Origin of the sequence: Mycobacterium kubicae, assembly GCF_015689175.1 — a bacterium.
In the GTDB taxonomy this organism is placed as follows: Bacteria; Actinomycetota; Actinomycetes; order Mycobacteriales; family Mycobacteriaceae; genus Mycobacterium; species Mycobacterium kubicae.
The window spans coordinates 1,514,690-1,533,621 of sequence record NZ_CP065047.1 but is presented as its reverse complement, the minus strand read 5'-3'; the positions used below and the strand labels follow the sequence as shown (position 1 = coordinate 1,533,621).

At 61.7% G+C, this 18,932-nt stretch carries 9 protein-coding genes and 1 pseudogene; 4 read left to right on the top strand and 6 right to left on the bottom strand.

Features of this window, described 5'->3' with window-relative positions; all coding sequences use genetic code 11:
• Positions 1–6: 6 nt before the first annotated feature.
• The 4 genes from I2456_RS07235 (at position 7) to I2456_RS07220 (ending at position 7,243) form a co-directional block, all read left to right on the top strand.
• Complete coding sequence (locus I2456_RS07235; RefSeq protein WP_085072932.1) at positions 7–1,176, top strand: exonuclease SbcCD subunit D; 1,170 nt, start codon at positions 7–9, stop codon at positions 1,174–1,176.
• Between the two features lies 1 nt (position 1,177).
• Positions 1,178–4,600: an AAA family ATPase gene (locus tag I2456_RS07230; protein WP_085072931.1), complete on the top strand. Its 3,423-nt coding sequence runs from the start codon at positions 1,178–1,180 to the stop codon at positions 4,598–4,600.
• 2 nt (positions 4,601–4,602) lie between these two features.
• Positions 4,603–5,598 (top strand): hypothetical protein, encoded by a 996-nt coding sequence (locus I2456_RS07225; protein WP_085072930.1) that lies wholly within the window; start codon positions 4,603–4,605, stop codon positions 5,596–5,598.
• A gap of 91 nt (positions 5,599–5,689) precedes the next feature.
• The gene (locus I2456_RS07220) at positions 5,690–7,243 is read left to right on the top strand and encodes an SIR2 family protein (RefSeq protein WP_085072940.1); all 1,554 of its coding nucleotides are present in this window, start codon (positions 5,690–5,692) and stop codon (positions 7,241–7,243) included.
• Positions 7,244–7,323: 80 nt separating this feature from the next.
• On the opposite strand, the gene I2456_RS07215 is transcribed toward I2456_RS07220, so the two are convergent.
• From I2456_RS07215 to I2456_RS07190, 6 genes and pseudogenes are all read right to left on the bottom strand, one after another.
• Positions 7,324–9,390, bottom strand: a complete 2,067-nt coding sequence (locus I2456_RS07215) for a DEAD/DEAH box helicase (RefSeq protein WP_085072929.1) — start codon at positions 9,388–9,390, stop codon at positions 7,324–7,326.
• Positions 9,391–9,393: 3 nt separating this feature from the next.
• Positions 9,394–10,731, bottom strand: coding sequence for a BREX system ATP-binding protein BrxD (brxD, locus tag I2456_RS07210; RefSeq protein ID WP_085072928.1), 1,338 nt, complete (start codon positions 10,729–10,731; stop codon positions 9,394–9,396).
• Complete coding sequence (gene pglZ / locus I2456_RS07205) at positions 10,728–13,325, bottom strand: BREX-2 system phosphatase PglZ (protein WP_241007955.1); 2,598 nt, start codon at positions 13,323–13,325, stop codon at positions 10,728–10,730. Before pglZ ends, brxD begins: the two co-directional genes overlap by 4 nt.
• 38 nt (positions 13,326–13,363) lie before the next feature.
• Positions 13,364–17,146, bottom strand: a complete 3,783-nt coding sequence (locus I2456_RS07200; RefSeq protein ID WP_139823017.1) for a DUF6079 family protein — start codon at positions 17,144–17,146, stop codon at positions 13,364–13,366.
• The gene (pglX, locus tag I2456_RS07195; RefSeq protein ID WP_139823016.1) at positions 17,143–18,333 is read right to left on the bottom strand and encodes a BREX-2 system adenine-specific DNA-methyltransferase PglX; all 1,191 of its coding nucleotides are present in this window, start codon (positions 18,331–18,333) and stop codon (positions 17,143–17,145) included. The genes I2456_RS07200 and pglX overlap by 4 nt, the downstream gene beginning before the upstream one ends.
• Positions 18,334–18,710: 377 nt before the next feature.
• A pseudogene (locus I2456_RS07190) lies at positions 18,711–18,929 on the bottom strand (transposase); the annotation flags it as partial.
• Between the last annotated feature and the right edge of the window lie 3 nt (positions 18,930–18,932).

Sequence of the window (18,932 nt, the reverse complement as noted above, 5' to 3'; positions counted from 1 at the left end):
CGACCGGTGAAGTTCCTCCACACATCCGACTGGCACATCGGCAAGACGCTGAAGGGCCGAAGCCGCCTCGAAGAACAAAAGGACGTCCTCAAGGAGATCGTCGACATTGCGTCCCGAGAGGCCGTCGACGCGGTCCTGATCGCCGGTGACCTGTACGAAACCTCTTCGCCCTCAGCGCCAGCGCAGCAGCTCGTCGTTCACGCGCTGATCGAGCTGCGCAAGACAGGCGCCGAAGTAATCGCGATGGCAGGAAATCATGATCACGCAATTACTTTCGACGCCTACCGACCGCTAATGGCGGCAGCAGGTATTCACCTCCTTGGTCAGGCGCGCCCCGCGAAGAGCGGCGGCGTCGTGTCCTTCGCTGCGAGGAGCACGGGTGAGACAGTCAACGTTGCAGTGCTGCCGTTCCTGACGACGCGGTATGCCGTACGTGCCGCCGAACTCCTGTTGAACACTCCCGCAGAACATGCCGCTGCATACGACCAACAGGTTCGCGAAATGATCGAGCACTTGAAGACGGGATTCTCCGACGGCGCGGTAAACATCATGATGGCGCACCTGACGATCATCGACGGAAAGATGGGCGGTGGCGAGCGTGCCGCTCAAACCATCTTCGACTACTACGTGCCGGCCACAGCTTTTGGTGCCGACCCCCACTATGTAGCGCTCGGCCACCTTCACCGCCGTCAGCAAATGCCCGCGCCGTGTCCCGTGCACTACAGCGGTTCTCCCATTGCCGTCGACTTCGGTGAGGAAGAAAACGACTCCGTAGTGCTACTCGTCGAGGCGTCGCCGAATACACCCGCGACGATCACCGAGATCCCGATCACCAAGGGCCGACGTCTTCGTACGATCCACGGCACCGTGGCAAGCTTGGCCGCCAATGCCGACTCGTACGGCGACGACTATCTGCGCGTAGTAGTCGAGGAGCCGACGCGGGCGGGTCTACGCGATGAGGTGGTTGACTTGCTGCCGAACGCTCTAGAGGTCCGCGTCGATCCAAGTTTCGCCGCGCAAACCGCCGCTCCCGTCATCCCCGACCGCTCGAACCAGTCACCGATTGAGTTGTTCAGCGAGTTCTGTAAGGAACGTCAGATCTCCGATCCACGCCTCGAAACGTTGTTCGCTCAACTGCTCGACGCGCTGACCTCGTCGGATTCAGGATCATCCTGACATGCGGCCGGTGATCCTCGAGCTTGACGGCTTCTGCTCCTACCGCACCAAAGCCCGGATTGACTTTCGCGACGCCGAGTTCTTCGTTCTCGTCGGCCCGACGGGATCGGGCAAGAGCACGGTGATCGACGCGATGGTGTTCGCCCTCTACGGCACAGTTCCGCGATGGGACGACAGAGCCGCCGTCGCTTCGGCGCTGGCGCCCACAGCCACCCGCGCGATTGTGCGACTGGTCTTCGACGTCGGAGGTAAACGCTACGTTGCACTGCGCGACGTGCGTCGCGGCGGAGGAAAGACTCAGGCCATCTCCGTCAGAGAGGCGCGACTTGAGCAGTTCGTTCAGGCATCCGCGCTAGGCGACGCCGAAGACGAAACGGTACCGATCGCGAGCGGTCGAGACGTCAGTCGTGCCGTCGAGAACCTTCTGGGTTTGAACTTCGACCAATTCACGCAGTCTGTCGCGCTGCCGCAAGGCGAGTTCGCGCGCTTCCTACACGCGAAAAATGCTGATCGCCAAGATATCTTGGAGAATCTTCTCGGATACAAGATCTATGGCGCGATCCAGAGCGCGGCATACGGCCGCTCGGCGGAAGCAAAGGCGAAGGCCGCCACACTCGATGACCAACTATCGGAATTCGCCGATGCTACAGACGAGCACGTTGTCGAAATGGCGACGGTCGTGTCCACGCTGCGTGAGTTCCAACAGCACGTCACGACGGTGGAGGTTCCGGCGGTAAAGCTGGCGTCCGAGGCAGTAGTTCTTGCCCAAAGCAATCTGGAGTCCCTCTCGGCGGAGCATTCGTTGCTTGCGGCGGTTGCCAAACCAGCCGGTGTGGACGAACTCGAAAACGAGCGTCAAAAGCGGGCTACCGAACTGCAATCTGCAGAGGAGGCTCAGTGTGCGGCCGAGCGCCGAGAACAAGAGTTTCGCGAGAGTCTCCAGACCGCTGCTCCTCGACATGAGTTGGAGCGAAGACTTGAATACTGGCTCGAAGCCGATCAGCTGAAAGAGCGGCTGCCAGAGTTAGAACTGGCAGCCACCGAAGCAGAACGCCTGCTTGGGGAGGCAAAGAATACCCGCATGATGGCGGAGGCAGACGCGGACGCTGCGCGCAATGCAGCGGCCAGCGCAGCTCAAGCCGCGACCGACGCCGACGCGGCGGTAGCGGCTACAGCGGCTGAATTGGCGAAGCTACGCGATATCAAGGAGCCCCAAGGTATTGAGGCACTGGGCGCGAAAACTGCTGAGGCCACAGCGGCTCTGAGCGAAGCTGAAGAAACCTTGGCAGTGAGGGAAGGCGAGCAGAAGAACATTGCTGCCGCGATTGCTACGTTACCGGCAGCAGAGATCCTCGCTGCGGCGAGATCGGCTGTCGACGACCTTATCTCGACCATTGCCGAAGAGCTCGAAGAGTATGCAACGCGGGATGCGATACGTGAATCGGTTCGAGAGGCTCAAACCGTAGCTGATGCGGCGTCGACCGCATTGGCAGGTGCCGAACGCTCTCTACGCGAAGCCGAGCATGCCAATCAGGCCGCGGCGCTTAGAACGGGCCTGAGTGTGGGTGACGAATGCCCGGTGTGTGGTCACGAGATAGTCGCGGTCTTGGCCGATGCGAATGATGTTGATTTGCAGCGCTTTCAGGAGGCGGTAACTACTGCGCGGGCAGATTATGATCGCGCCGCAGCCTCGTTGACTGAGTTGCGAGCCTCTCAACGGAGCGCTGAGGCAGCGCACGTTCGACGCATAGAGCGGTGCGAAGCGCTAAGGCTGGCTCTCAAAGAGAAGCTCCCTGCGCTTGACATGACAGCAAGTCCTGCAATAGCACAAGGTCTATCGACGTCTAAGAACGAACGACTAAGCGACGTACGTGATGCGGCGAACGAAGTTCGTGCTAGTGTCGCGGCCAAGATCGAGGAGCGCGCGTCAACTGAGCAGCGGCGCCAGAATGCGGATGTAGCAGTCGCCGACGCACGAGATGCCGTTCGGTCGGCCGCCGAAGACGTCAAGGGATGCAATGCCGCGTCACGCGAAGCGCTCACGGCTCTGAACTTGGTCCGCGACGGTGTTATCTCTCTCGCACCGCCGACGATTGATGACACGGCCGTCGCTGCATCCTGGAGGAAATTAACGAACTGGGCAGACGAAATGTCCCAGACTGTCGCCGAACAACTGGCGGCACTCCAGGCTACGGCGAAGGAAGCCAATGACCTTGCAGCACATACGAAAGCTGCAAAGGATGAAGCAGAGCAGGCCGCGAGGGCTTCCAACGAACAGCTTACTGCTGCTTCGCTCGACCTCCAGCGAACAAGTGGTGCGCTTAAAACCGCCTGCGAACGACTCGCCGAGCTCAATCAGATACTGACGGCCGGCTTGGCCAGGGACGAGACAAGTGCCGAATTAGCACGCGTGAAAGCACTCGAAGCGCAACTTGCCGGAGCCACCAAGGCGATCGGCACGGCCCGCGAATCGACCTCCACCGCGCGTGACGCCCTCGCAGTGGCCGAGAGCGCGATCGCGACGAGTCGACAGCAAATGCAACGCCTACGCGATCCGCTGTCCCAATACGGCGCACCCGAGATTGTTGGGACAGATCTTGCGACCGACTGGGACTTGTTCGTCAAATGGGCTGATGCAGAAGCGGCAGCAAGAACAACTCAAATCTCCGCACAGCAAGAGGTCATTGCTGAAGCAGAGAAACGATTGGGTGATGCGGCGACAAGATTGTCGCAGGACATGGTGCAACATGGCGTCGAGGTCGATGAGGACCTATCGCCCGTCGCACTCGCCGACCGCGCCACCGCCGCGGTAGCCGCCGCACTAGCAACCGCAGAGGCTGCGTTCAAACACGCCAAAGAGCGGCGCTCTCAAGCCATGAAGATGCGTGCTGAGATGCAAGCAGCCGAAGAGACTGCCAGCGTTGCGCAGATGTTGTCACAATTAATGCGTGCTAACGGCTTTCCACGATGGCTGATCGCGAGCGCCCTCGATGCGCTGTTGCGCGATGCTTCGGCAATTCTGCTCGAGCTGTCGAGTGGGCAATTCGAACTCACGCGCAACGAGCAAGATCTTCTCGTCATCGATCACAACGACGCGGACATGTGTCGTCTCGTGAAGACCCTTTCGGGTGGCGAAACGTTCCAAGCATCACTGGCGTTAGCGTTGGCGCTCTCCGAGCAGGTCACGTCTCTGTCCGCTGCCGGCGCGAACAAGCTCGAGTCGATCTTCTTGGACGAGGGATTCGGCACGCTTGACGAGGCGACACTTGACATTGTCGCCGGCACTTTGGAAAACCTAGCGTCGTCCGGCTCCCGGATGGTGGGAGTTATCACGCACGTGGGCGCACTGGCGGAGCGGATCCCGGTCCGATTTGAGGTAAGTCGCGACAACGCGGGTTCGCATATCGAGCGCCTGGCGGTCTAGTCGTGCGATTTAGCGTTGACGGGTGGGACCCGAGTTACGGTACGGCCATTGATATTCAGGAGCTTGCCGAGACTTCGTCGAAGGTTGATGCAACTCCGGAAGTCGGCGGCTCCGGGTGGGCACCGATCGCACCGGACACCGCGACTCCCGTACCTCAAAGCGTGCTCTTTGTAGATGGGGTACGCAGAATAGATGCACGCGCGTGGATCGACGATCTTGACGCCCCTAACGGTGAGGGCAACCGCGCTGTACCGGGTCTCTGCGCGAGTTACGCGGCAGGAGTCGTTCGAGCATCCGCGGCTGGCGCGGACGTCATCGCCTCCGAAGTTCGACGAGGTCTTTTCTCTGAAGCGGCGACAGCAGAAACTATCGACGCCGGCTTCGAACCCTACGTATTTCATCGAACGGTTTCCGACGAAGAAGCCCCACCCGGTGCCTCGCTGACGAACGCGTTGCAGCGCGTGCTGGCTGACTTAGAGCTGACGGTGGCGGTTGAGGCGCGAAATCGGCCCGGCCCGAATCCATCGGAGGAGAACGACCTGTTAGTCGTAGACGGCCCGCTACGCGGAAAGGCGCACCTGTCGCGAGCGCTCGGTTACGTCAAGACGCATGGCGTGCAATATCTTCCGCCTGGCCTCAACGCGGTTGTTAGCGAACTGCGGACGGCCGATCGCTCACCTATCTTCGTGATCGCTTCAGGATGGGACAGGTATTCGTGGTATTTGCGTCTACCGTGTCTGCCGGGAAGCCCGTGGGCTGGCATTGTGCGGCTCGAGGCTGCGGCCGACCGCAGCCTCAAAGATGTCATCGCAACGGCGAACATGACGCAAGTGTTGTTCCCCAGGTTCGCCTCTGTGGAATACAAAGAGCCACGCGCACCGCAGAATCTTGTACCGATCGCCGGACTCGAGAAGTGGCTTCGGCACCAGCTGGGCGATGCGACGTTGCTTTATCGGAGTCTTCGGATGGCCGCGCACAAGCTCGGGACCACTGAGTGAGCTATGCCTAGACGGTGGGTCAATGGCGCTTTGGCAGCGTGCCACTCACTAGCAGCGACGTCGTTTAGCTACATGCGAAGGGAGGATGACCGTGACTGGCCATCTCTTCATCATCAATGGTGATCTCACGAAGCTCGCATGCGACGCCATCCTGATACCGACCGATGCGGCTTTCCACATCACCGTGTCGTGGAAGAAGTTGCTTCGCGGCAAGACGATCCCCAGGTCGTGGAACAACGCCGACGTCGTTCAGCTTGACTCGTCGGCGAAGGAGCCGCATATCTGGCTGGGAAACGCGGGACAGGTGGGCGACGACTCCGACTTCACGGTCTTCGCGCCAATCATTAACGAGTTCGTCGAGCAGGCGACCGCCGCGCTACAAAGGCGACGGGACGACGACCGAATCTATGCATGGCCCAAGTACCGGCTCGCTGTAAATGTCATCGGGTCCGGACATGGAGGTGCACGTAATAGGAAGGGAGAACTCGTTCACGGCCTTCTCTTGGCGCTTGACCGCATTGCGCGGAATCACGATGTCGACATGATCCTTGTGGCATTCGGGGACAAACAATACGCAGCATGCCAGCGCGCTAGGCGCCAGGTCATCTCAACTAGACCGCTCGCCGAGACGTGGCTCTTCAACGAGCAGGCGAATCCTAATCTCCGGTCATGCGCGCGAAGACTCGCTGAAGCAGCGATTGACAGCCAGCTCGTTCTGTTTATCGGCGCGGGCGTGAGCGCCGGCGCGGGCTTACCTACATGGGCTGACCTACTTCGCAAAGTTGCGCTCAACAGTGGAGTAGAGCCGGGCATCGTAAACCTTCTGAGGGACAAGGACTATCGCGACCAAGCGACTCTCCTCGAGCGCTGGCTAGGCAAAGGTGTAAGTGGACTGAAGAAGAAGGTTGCCTCGGAGCTCGGAACAGCGCAAAAGTACTCACTCCTACACGGGCTACTCGCCTCCCTACCGAGTAGGGAAGCGGTAACGACGAACTTCGACCAACTCTTCGAGGCTGCCGCCACGACCGGCGATCGTGAACTAGCCGTGCTTCCGACCAATCCGTCGAATACCGAGGGCCGATGGCTTCTGAAGCTGCACGGATCAGTCAACGACCACGATCACCTCATCCTCACCCGCTCGGACTTCCTGAGCATGCCGCGGCAGTACGGGGCCCTGCTGGGGCTCGTTCAAGGGCTACTCCTGATGCGGCACATGCTTTTTGTCGGATATTCTTTACAGGACGAGGATTTCCACGAGCTCATGTACGAAGTGCGTGCCGCACGGGGAGACGTTGAGATCGGATCGTCGAATGCCACAGTGTTGACGCTCGCCGATGATCCGCTAGAGCGGCAGTTATGGGAGAACGACCTCGCCATCGTGCCGATGGTCGCCGGCCCAGCTGAAGACGTGGATAAGAGTGTCGCAGCTCGCCAGCTTGAGATCTTTCTCGACCTAGTCGGCTATCTGTCAACGACCTCTGCTTCATTCTTCCTCGACCCTACTTATAGCAGCCTCTCGGAAGATGAACGGCCACTTCGGAGTTCACTGATCGATTTGGCTGCAGCCACGAGGGAAGCACAACCAGGTACGGTTGGCTACATCATAAGGCGATTTCTACGCCAACTAGGCGATGCGTCGCCATAGGTGGGGTGCACGAAGTCTATCCTCGTCATTTGAACGCCGTTCCGGGACTTGAGTCCGATGGTTCTTCCTGAGCCGTCGCGTCACCATGCGCGATACCGAACGATGCGGGCCTGGGCAGTCTCCGCAGCACCGCGTAGATCAGCTAGCCGCTCGCCAACCGTCCTGGCCGCGAGATCCGGCGGCAGCGCTACTGAGAACTTGAGCCCTGAGACAGCTTCCTCGTCAACGCGCGGAACGGCATCGAGGTCCGCAGCCTTGACGTCGTCTGCGGAAATGCCTTCTGGGAGGAGGACACTTTCGTTCTCCACGCCGTTCGCATCAATGCCCACCCCAGCGAGAACTGTTGCGTTCGCCTTCAGCCCGGCCCAGGTCCACAGCCGCGTACCTCCCGTACCGGGCGGATGCAGCACGAGGCCGTTGTTGTCGACTTCCGTGGCGCGTTCTTCACGGAGTTGCTTCAGTGCTGCTGGAACACGTTTGGACAACTCGACGTTAGGTTCTTCCCCAAGCAGCACCTCTCTCTTGGCTTGGCACAACTCGAACGATTGCGTGACGGCACCGGACGGCCACTTCACGTCACCCTTGGTTGGAATTTCCTCGACCCATACAGTGAAGCGCTCCCAGTCGACGTGTTGCACTAACCAACCTCGACCCGCCAGAATGAGGGGGCGCTGCTCGCGATCCGGCCGGGCCGGGAGTGCGAGCGGCGAGACGAATCCGATCTCCTTGATGCCCGCCACAACGCGCAACTCCAGGTCGGCAACAAACGTCGAGAGAAGGTCCATGAAGTGTCGCTTGCCGAACTCCTTCTCCGCGCGCGGACCGATCATCAACGACCCTGAATCTTCAACGAGGAACTCTTGCTCGCGCAGGTAAGCCAGCACCTCCGCGCCATCCGCCATGAGCGGAAGGTCACCCCACCACCGCGACCAGTCCGAGGCGCCAAACGATCCCTCTTGGAGCGCCAGCGCAAGAAGTTGTTGAGCAGCGAGGTGGCGGGGATGCGGTGGAGCAACGACTTTCTCGACGAATCCGCGCTTCCACAGCAGTAGCACGGCGGCGGCGTCAAGTAGTCCGTCGAGGCTGGTCGCGAGAAACAGAGTGTTGCGGCTCGTGCCCAGTCGCCTGCCAGTACGGCCCAGTCTTTGCAGGAACGACGAAACCGTGCGCGGGGCGTCGATCTGAATGACCCGATCGAGGTCGCCAATGTCGATGCCAAGCTCAAGGGTCGACGTCGCGACGATGACCGTGTCTTTGGCTTCGGCGAAAGCAAGTTCGCTCTGCCGCCTCTCGTCGACGGAGAGCGACGAGTGAGACACAAACGTCTGGACGTCACGCTCGCGTAAGAGAAAGGCGAGTTCCTCTGCGGAACGGCGTGATTCGGCGAACACCAGCCGCTTGTCACCCCGGTGAAGCCGAGAAATGACGGTGGCGGCGTTGTCCATGCTCCCGACGTAATCGAGGGTGATCTCTGGGTTCACCGTCGGCGATGACCTCTCGCGCACCACGGTGACCGGGTTGCGCCCCTCGGTCGAACCCTGCATCCACGTGCCAACCGCTTCTGGGTTGCCAATGGTCGCGGAAAGCCCCACTCGCTGAATCTTGTGTCGAGCTATTCGTTCCACTCGCTCCAGCACGGCGAGTAGGTGCCAACCGCGGTCAGACCCAGCGAACGCATGCAGCTCGTCGACCACGACGGCTCGAACGGACCCCAAGAACCGCTCATGATCGACTCGTCGCGAGACGAGCATGGCCTCAATGGATTCCGGGGTCGTCAGCAAGATGTCTGGCCTGTCGGCAAGCATGCGTCGACGCTCCGACTGCCCAATGTCGCCGTGCCATAACCCCGCCGTCCTGCCGAGCCAGGAGCAGTAGGCGGTCACACGAGAGTGAATGTTGTTCAGAAGCGCACGAAGTGGCGTCACATAGAGGATGGTCGTACCCGTCCAGTTGCCTTCGACCATCTCGGAGAGCAGTGGAAAAAGAGCGGCCTCGGTCTTGCCACCAGCAGTGGGTGCAACGAGAACACAATCCGTACCTGACCGCACTGGCTCAACCGAGGCTGCCTGGAGAGGTCTTAGTGAAGGCCATCCCAGCGAGTTAACGATGTGATACTCGATAGCCGCGTCGAAGCCTGTTGAAGCCATCGGCTAGAGATCCAGCTCAATTTCGTCGACGCTGCCGGCCGGGGCACGATTGGTCCGCGCGTGCACCTCCCGCTCCGCCGGCGTCAGCTCGTCGGCGCTCACTGTGAGGTGGTAGTCGCGGCGCGGGTTGAAGTCCTCGAAGAGGTCCACCCGGTCGAGGACGTCGGAGACCAACTTCTTGAGGAAGAGTCGTGGCGCGATTCCGGTTCGCCCACCCAACTCGCCGCCGACCGCGGCTGCAAGGTCTCGCAAGTAAACGTCATCGACGACGGTCCTCACACGCTCCGGGTCTTTGGCTCCGGTCGCGTAGATGTCACGAACGCGGCTGCCCAGCTCCAAGAGCGACTCGGGCGTAAATCCGGTGAGGCGGACCTGTGTTGCGCGCGGGTTGTCGAAGCGTGCATCCGTGGTGAAGTCGGTCTGAAGTCGTTGGGCCAGTGGTGGAAGACGCTGCACGCCTTGCTGCCCATCGAAGAACGCGGGTGTCCCAGTGAGGAGCAGATACAACCCAGGAAACCGTCCACCGTCGATCTCGTCCATGAGCTGACGAAGAGCGTTCAGCGACTTCTCTCGGACGTCGCTTCGCATACGTTGCAAAGTCTCGACTTCATCGAAGACGACGACAAGGCCCGCGTAGTCGGAATCGCGAAGAACGGTGAGCAGCCCCTGGAGGAACCCAAGTGCGCCGTAGTGGTCGAGGTCGCCACGCACACCGGCGGCCCGCTTCACCGAGGTCGCTACATGAGGCTGACCACCAAGCCACGCCAACAGTCCATCGGCCTCGGCAGAGTTACCCGCCGTCTGCGCCAACCGGTACTGCCTCAGCACAGCGGCGAAGGCCGGCGCCTCCTTCGAGACATCCGACAGTCGACGTTGGAGTAAGTCGAGTGATGCTTCTGAACCTGCCGATTTTGCGGCTCCATCCTTGACGTCGTGGTCGAGGATGTAGAACCAGCCGTCGATGACGTCGCGCAGCGCACCCGACTGGGTGGTCGAAGTGGAAAGGTTCTCGGTGATGCGCCGGTACACGGTCTCCAGCTTGTGCAGAGGCGTCTCTGTCTCGCTGATCTGCACCTCGGTGGTCGCGAACCTTGCGCGCTTGGCCCGCTCGGTGAGCCAGCGGGAGAAAATAGTCTTACCGGAACCGTATTCACCACGGACAGCTTTGAATACGGCGCCTCCGCCGGAGACAGTCTGGAGTTCTTCGTCGATGGCATCCTCGAAGCGAGCCAAGCCGACGGCGAGGACGTCAAGGCCCTGATGTGGCACGGTGCCCCGCCGCAGCGCGTCGATGATGTCCTTGCGCCGACGGGGGCTGATGCTGCCCGAAACCTCGGTCATCGCGCGCTTCCGACGTTGAACTGCTCACGCAGGAGCTGCTCGTCGAGTCGCAGCGTGACGCCATCGGTGTCGAGTTCGATGACGCCGTATCCGTCTACGTTGAACAACCGACGCACTGCCGCAAAGACTTGTCCTACGTTGGCGATTGGGATTCCGACAGCAGCGGCCACCGTGTCTTGGTGCGCGCGGCCACCACGATCCACGAGTGCGCGCAACACCGCTTCTGCGGTCCTGTCGTCGAGAGCCCGCCGGCCAGCCATCCGTCTTTGTTCCGCGTACGTCGTCGATGCGAGCACCGCTTCGACCAGTCCGGCGGGAATTGCTGGCGGCTTCGGAAGCTCGTCGAGCTCAAATAACCCCTCGCCCTGACCCTGTGCTTCCGCCTTCTTCGGCTTCTTGAGGCCTTCGGGGAATGCCCTTGTCTTGGCTGACGAATCGCTACCGATCGGGTCGTTCCACCACAAGGGGATCTGCGGTGCGGCCTGCTCCCAGCCAGCTGCCCCCGTCGCGACGGTGGCGGCTTGAAACACGAGTACCGGGATTGTCAGCTCCGCGAGGCTGGCGCCACCGTGATAGCCCGCGTGTCGAGGCCCATAGTGCGCATCGTCGCGCCAGAGCAGCACCGCTTCGCCGCCCGGCACGACCACTCGCGGACCAGACACGAGCACTTCGCCATCGACGGAAGCACCGGTCGAGGTTGGCCGCCAACGAGACTCGGCACCGCTGACACTGAGGGCCTCGGTGTTGCGTTCGACAACGTGGCCGTGATCGGACGTCAAGATAATCGCCCGCCGAGCGGAGATTGCAGTCTCCAGGAGTGCTCGCAGCGGATCTAGCGAACGCAAATCCCAATCCCACGATGACATGTCGTTCTTGTGGGTCGCGTCGTCGATCGCGTTGATCACCACTCCGACCACAGGCACCGCGGCATCACGGATTGCGGCCAGTACAACGTCGGGTAGCGAAGCACCACCTGCTGATCGCAGATCTTTCTTATGAAAGAGCTTGGCGCCGGGGAATGCTGTTGCCAGCCCGCGCTTCTCGTCCTCACCCGTACCCGAGCAGACCTCACCGCAGAACAGTGAAGTACGAGAGATGTTGGTCAGCGACGGCAACGCCGCGACGACCGACTGCCGTGCGTGGGTTGACGCGGGAACCCACTCCACGAGACCCAACCGGGCGACCTCGGAAGCGAGTGCCGTGGCTATTGCACTACTCATTCCATCCAGCACAACGAGGAGCGCACCACCTTGGCGGCGCCACGGGTCGACGATCTGGGCCAGCAGTCGCTCTACGCCAACCGCTCCTTGGTCGCCTGCTGCGTTGACTTGGCCCAGTCTCAATGCCGCAGCGTGGTCACGCTGCTTCCGGCGAACGTGCACCTTGTCGAGCAGCTGTTGGTATGCCTCCGTGACAACCAGATCATTCGAGCCGTTCCACACGGCACCTACGGCGGCGTCGACCCAAGCACCGTCATTCATCTGCCGTTGCAGATCGCCGCCGAGGGATATCGAGGCATCCTCGGTGGTGGCGAGCCACCGGTGCAGACGGACTGCCATGATCGGCGCCTGCGAGGTATTTCCGTCGCGGTGCTCTAGCACACGAGCGAGGGCGTTCTCGACCTCCTCACCGGAGGTCAGTGCCTCTGCGAGGGAACGGACGCGAGCCAGGTATCCGGGACGTAGGACAGCCGACTGCTCGGCGCCCTCGGGCCAGCCAAGGTCGCCGAGGAGTGCTTCTGCTTGTTGTAAGGCCACACCGAGCTCCGGAGAGCTGTCGACTTCCAGTCGCAGCACTGCCGCTTTCGCCAGTCTCGCAACGTCTTTCGCGATGTCGACGGGTACCGCCTTTCCGTCGACGAAGGTCTCGACCCGCACCCGCGCGGAAACCTGTGTCTCCGTGGGCGGAGTGCCATCCTCGGGCCACAAGACGTCCAAGGCGAGGCCGACTGCAAGGGGGGTGACATGCTCATTGCGCTGAGCGATCTGCAAGGCGGAAGCAGCCGGATCGCCTAATTCGGCCCCAGCCCAGTCAATAAGATGCCGCCTCAACTGAGCATCAACTGCGACCCAAGCAGCACGCACATTGCGTCTTCCGAGAGCCGTTAAGAGCAGAACGCCGTCAAGCTGAGCGTCAGCACCAAGTCCGAGGACATGAGCGAGGAGAGAGCCGATGGCATGGCGAGCGGTCAACGCAGGTTCCACCGACCGCGGCCATCCACCGGGCGGCTGGTGATCAAGCAATGCTGTTGCCGCCCAGTCCAGACGCCGGAGATCGCGGCCGACTTCGATTGCCCCCGGGAACAGCCGAGGCACAGCCTGCCACTCGTCTGGAAGTTCGATCCCATACTTGTAGGCGCGCGAAAGTACTGCGTCCCCGAGGTCCTCCTCAGGCCGGTCGGTTAGGACAATGGCGCGCTCATCGGTTGACAGCGTGGCAAGGATGTCGAGGACGGCAAGCTGCGATACCGCGGGCAGGACCCGGACGACTTCGTCTCCGACCTTGATGTCTCCTCGGCTCCACTCAGGGCGAGCACGAAGCAGAAGAATCTGGGCGTCCGACTTGACCAGGTCTACCGCTCGCTGCTGCACCATCGCCGGAGAGACGCTGACGGTGCGGAGCTGCCGCTCGCTCAAAACCATCGCCAGTCGACCCTTAGCTTCTTGCCCTCGACCGGACGGCTGAGTTCTTTGGTCAGATCCTTGAGCAGGGCCTCGAGCTGCGACACACCCTCTACCTCGACCGTGTGCTCCTGGCTCGCGCGTGTTTCAGCGTCGCGTTGCGCCTCCTCTTGCCGACGGCGGAACTCTTCCTCCTGTTCGCGCAAACGACGCTCGCGGTCGGCGGCCTCCTGCTCGCGCCGCTTGAGTTCCTCTTCCTGCTCGCGTCGACGTCGGTCCTCTTGCTCACGACGCACCCGTTCCTGCTGGGCCACGGAATCGCCGCCGAATCCGTCTTCCTTGCCGCGTCGCTCGACGAGAATCCGAGTGACCTCCTGAGCTGCTGCGATAAGAGCAGGAGCCAGGTCGACATGCATCTGGTCAGCTTCGGCGGCGCTCCGCAACGCGGTAAGCGCGTTGGCTGCCCGCTCGCCCAAGGTCGGAAGTTGGTTCAGGAGCTGCCAATTCGCACCTTGAAGAGCCGCCGCAACGTCTGCCGCTGTGGCGAGTGACCGCGCGAGTGGTTGCAGCTCATTAGGAAGGTCGAAGTCGGCGAGCACCCGAATCCGGTCAACATGGTCAGCGGCATCGCGCAGTGCCACGATGAGATCCCGGGCGCGACGGCCAGTGCCAAGACGCGGACTGACGTCGCTCAGTCCGAGCACGTCACTGTGGGCTTCCAGCGCGCTGACAAGGTCGGTCGCACCACGATCAAGGTGGCGCATCGTCGTCGCCAACTCGTCCCCGACGCGCTGTACTGCACTGCTAGAGAGATGGTGCTCACCGGCTCCGATGCCGAACACCGCCTTGGCCCGATTAAGGGCGTTGGTCCAATCCTCTTGGCTCGGAAGGACTGGCTCGCGAAGAGTGATGTCATTGTATAACCCGCCGATTCCGGGCGACCCGACTGGCGACCCGTGGCGGAGGAGTTGCCTATCGGTGAGTGCCACCCACGCCAGAATCAATAGGTCCTGTGCATCGGCGGTCATGCCGGTGGGCGCAAGCGCCGCTCGAAGGGTGCCGACGATTGGGTCGCCGCTGGCGAGTGCCCTCGTAAAGTCGTCATGCCACGCGAAGTGCACCGTATCCAGAACGTACGTTACTTCGCGCAAGGTGCCGACCCCGTAAGCGTCGATCACCCTCCGCACCCTGCTAGCAGTATTCCGATCAACCGTATCGATGCGACCGCCCTTGGTCATCGCCTCGCGCGCCAGGTCGAGCACGGCGTTGAACTCAGCCCTGCGGACCTCGTCAGTACCCCGATCGACGTCGGGGTGCCTCGGGAATCGCGCATCAAGGCCGCCGCCCAGCACGGCTACGGCCGCATCGGAGAAAGAAGGGGACGACGGTTTCTGCGGGTCGTAGTCAGGCGCGAGGGTGACGAAAGTGTTGCCTTCGGGCACACGCTCGCCGAGATGGTCGTCAGTGGCTGCGTCAATGCCGTAGGCCTGACGCAAAGCCAGCACGATCTGATCGCTCAGGGACTCTCGTTGGTTGGCGAGTTGCCTACGCGCGGGCTCTCGGTCGTTGACCGGCAGCGATGTCGAATATTGGTCGAACCGCGCGCCCGTCAGCAGGTAGTCGAGCACGACGAGCTTGCCGATGTCATCCATGCGCGAGGCGGTTAGGAAGTGGGGCAGCCAAGCGATCGTGTCGCTCTCCCGGCCATCCTGCTTGAGCTGCACAAGCCGCCATACGTCATCCGACGGCGGGTGGCCCGCGTCATCAAACGGGAAGTCAATGACCAACTTCCAACGTCCGTCGGTCGCCATGAGAGCGGCATCAGGAAGCGTTCGGGTGTCGCGAACGTTGCCGAAGACGACGTCGACTTCTCGCTTCTGACCGCGCCACACGTGCGTCAGCGAATACTCGCTACCCAACGCACCAGTCAAAGAGGCGCCGATCTGCCCCGCGAGTAACTGCCGCAACAGGCGGCGCCGGTTCTCGTGGGTGTCCTCGTTCTGGACGTGGACGAGGACCGAGTCGTAGTCGACACCGGACAGTTGCAATGTGATCACTGGATCAGCCGTCTGCGTTCCGACGGTGACTTCACCGAACTCCTTCGCCCAGTCACGGGCAAGAGCGACGACCTGGACTGCTTCCTGGCCGGGGATCATCGATACCACGGTGCCGAAGTTAAGCGCCGCCAACTTCGATGCAGTCAGGTCCTTCAACGAGGCCGCACCCGGGGCGATGGCAGCAACCAAAAGAGTCTTGGCGAGACGGTCGTCTCGACGGAAAGCATGGTTGCGCGCCAGCCCTTTCGCTTCCTCCTCGGTGAGGCTGTGCCGGTTTAATAGGTAAGGCCGCATCTTGCGGGTGTAGAAAGCGCGCGCCGCTCGGAACAGGTTCTTCATGTCGTCGGTCAGCGGTTCAGCATCGCCCAGGACGACCACGTCGAAGAGGTCACCGACAGGGATGACGTCACCGACTGTCAATTCGTCACGACCCCGCGTCAGCAATTCGCTCATGATCTTTAGCGCCGTGCGCTCTCGCTGCATGATCGATGAAAGGGCGACCATAGCGTCAACCAACGCGGGCGAGAACGGATAAACCTGCTCGAAATCTACTGCGGCAGAACCGGCTTCGTCGATGAGTAGGTGTTTGAAGGCCACCGGGTTCGCGCGTACGCGAGCCACGGCGGCGGCCAGGGCATCCCGCCCAGCATCGGATGTCGGCTCAAGAAGTCGCTTGTTGACGATCTGAGGAAGGTTGGCCGCAGCTAGAGTGATCTTCTCGAACCGGCCCTCCCACCACTGGAAGGAGTCGTCCAGCGCGACCTGCTCGGCACCGACTGCACCACCGCCAAGGAAGTCCTTGAGGTTGCGCTGACGAGCGACGAAGGACGCCAACGGGATTGGGAGTGCGCCGATTCCCGTCTCGACAAGCTTGGCGACCTTTGATGTTTCGGACTGAATAAACGCGGTGTCGCGCAGATGATTTGCCAGCCACAGCACAAGTTCGTCGAGGAAGAGCACGACCCCCTCGTAACCGAGACCCTTCGCGTGCTCGGTCATCGCGTGGAGGCCGTCGGTCATGTCGAGCCAGGTGCCCGTGTTTTCGAAGGCCGGGAAGTAGGTACTTACAAGGTCACCAACAACTCTTTGACGGTCGGCGTCGCCTGCTGGTTTCGTCCGCGCAGCGTCGTACAACTCGGGAGTCAACGTGGTGGCGAACGTGCCCCAGCCAGAGGAGCCGGAGGCGCTTGCCTCGAACCGAGAGAAGAATTGCTCGTCTCCAAGCTGGGAGCGCAATTGGTCGGCGTTCTCGAACAGCGCGTCCGAACGGTGCAACACGGGCACGGGTTCGCCCGGATGCCGCTTCTTTATGGTCGCGAGGTAGCCACCAAAGAGTGCGGACTCGAATGACTCTGCTCCGATCAAGTGGTAGTCGATCGCAAGCAGTTTTCGGCTGAGCAGGCCCTCGTGCTTGGCGACTTGAGCCTGAAGTCCTTGGAGTGCTCTGGCCTGTGTGTTGCCGGCAAGCAGCAGATGCATGACGGCCATGTAGTGCGACTTACCGGAACCGAAGGAGCCGTGGATGAATGCGCCTTTTGACGATCCGCTCGACAGTGTCGCCTCGACCAGGGTCAGACCCTTCTCGAATGACTCCGCGATCGACTCAGTCACCACATAGTCGGAAAGTGTCTGACTGGCGGCCTCTTGCGCGCGATGGATCTGCAGGACGAAGTCGTCGTCGTGGACGGCGAGCGGGATGTCGATGGCGTCCCGCAACGGCAAAGACAGATCGGTCATCGCGATGCCCTCCGTCCTCGGGTTGGGGCCGGTGGCATCCACTCCGTCACTTGCACGCGCGTCTTCTCCATGCGGGCAAGGTACTGGTCAACAACGCCTGTGATGACCGAGGCCGGGCTTGCACCGAATTGGGGCTCGATCTCCGAATGCCACTGCGCGAGCCAGGGTTCCAATTCCACCAGCCCCGCCACCAGCGGCTCCAGGGCGGCGTCATCGGCACCCAGCGCCTGTTGGACAGGAATCTCGCGGGCAAGAGCAAGCGCCTGATCTCGGTGGGACCACCCGGCCCATCCGAGCACAGGCGTCGGGTCGCCTTCGCGCGTCACGCCGGGATACGCGATAAACCGCTCCTTGGGTACGTCGAGCTTGCCACGCGCTTTCCAATACGTCGTCTTTCGAAAGTCGACCTGGGCATACTTGGGCGGCACCGGGATCGTGACTTTTTCGCCGGCGTCCTCGCGACGCTGCAAAGCCCACACCTCCTGCCACGCCCGGTACTTCTCAACTCCAGCAGGTTTGTAACGGTAGGCGGCCAGGAATGGCACCGCCTCATCCGAGATCAGACCTCCAATCAAGGCAGCAAGATCTGGCTCAGCGGTGCCGGTGAGTGCACGAGCGAGTTCCTTCAGCACCGTGTCTGCACGGAGTAGATCCGCGAGCTCGGCCACCGACCTCGTGGTTGGGCCTTGCGCGTCCTGCCATAGCGTCGGGCCCTCAAGGCGGTCGAGGACTGCTTGTTGCAGCGCCCCCTTTCGCTGAGTCGACCAATCAGTGATGGCCCAGCGGCGCTTGAACTCTGGCTGCTCCAACAGACGGATGTTGCGGTCTGACTCGATCAGTTCGAGCCGACGCTGAACAAGGGATTTGTAGTCGTCGGGCCAGGATGCGGGCAGCTCCGTGACCGCAGTCGAATTGTGACGTTCGAACCACGCCGTCTCCTCGGCGCCTTCTTCGACACGTCGGGCAAGGTTAATCTCAAACGCCCGCTGCCCGAGGACAATTCCTTCGATAGCGGAGCCCCAGTACGTGAGGTCGGCGTCGATCAGGCCGTACAACCGGTAGACCTCCCAGTCCAGCTCCTCTTGTTCGAAGATCATTCGTCCCCGAACCCGTTGCCACTCGGCTTCTGCCATCGAGAGCGCGTCAGCAAGACCCCCCGTCGACTCGGCAAGCCGGGTCTCGACCACGGTTTCCGGTGTGACGGTGCCTAGACGGTATGGAGGCTGACTCGAGGCCGAAGGCCTCGGGCTGCAATCGGACGTGGGTTGCCGGTGTCGGGTGAACACTCGCACGGGTAGAGCCACAGTTGCAGATCAGGAGGCCTCAGGTGAGTTTCAACGGTACGAGTGTCGGGTTGGACGTGCACGCGCTTTCGGTGGTTGCTCATGCCGTCGATGAACAGACGGGTCGAGTCGAACGGGCGCGGTTGTGTCCTGATCACGGTGAGATCTTGGATTGGTTGCACCGGTTGCGAGGCCCGGTGCGAGTGGCCTATGAGGCCGGGCCAGGTCAAGTCCAGGGACGTGGTGTACGACGTCGTCGTGTGATTCTTCGAGGTAATAGTTCAGGCGGTCAGTGCCGCCGGGCTGCCCTCCTGTTCTGCTGATGGCGTGTGGTCGGCGCGGGATTTGCTGAGGAGCTCTAGGCCGAGGTAGCGGCGCGATTCGGCCCATTCGTCGTGTTGTTCGGCCAGGACAGCACCGACCAGGCGGATGAGGGCGTTGCGGTCGGGAAAGATGCCGACGACGTCGGTGCGGCGGCGGATCTCTTTGTTGAGTCTATCCGT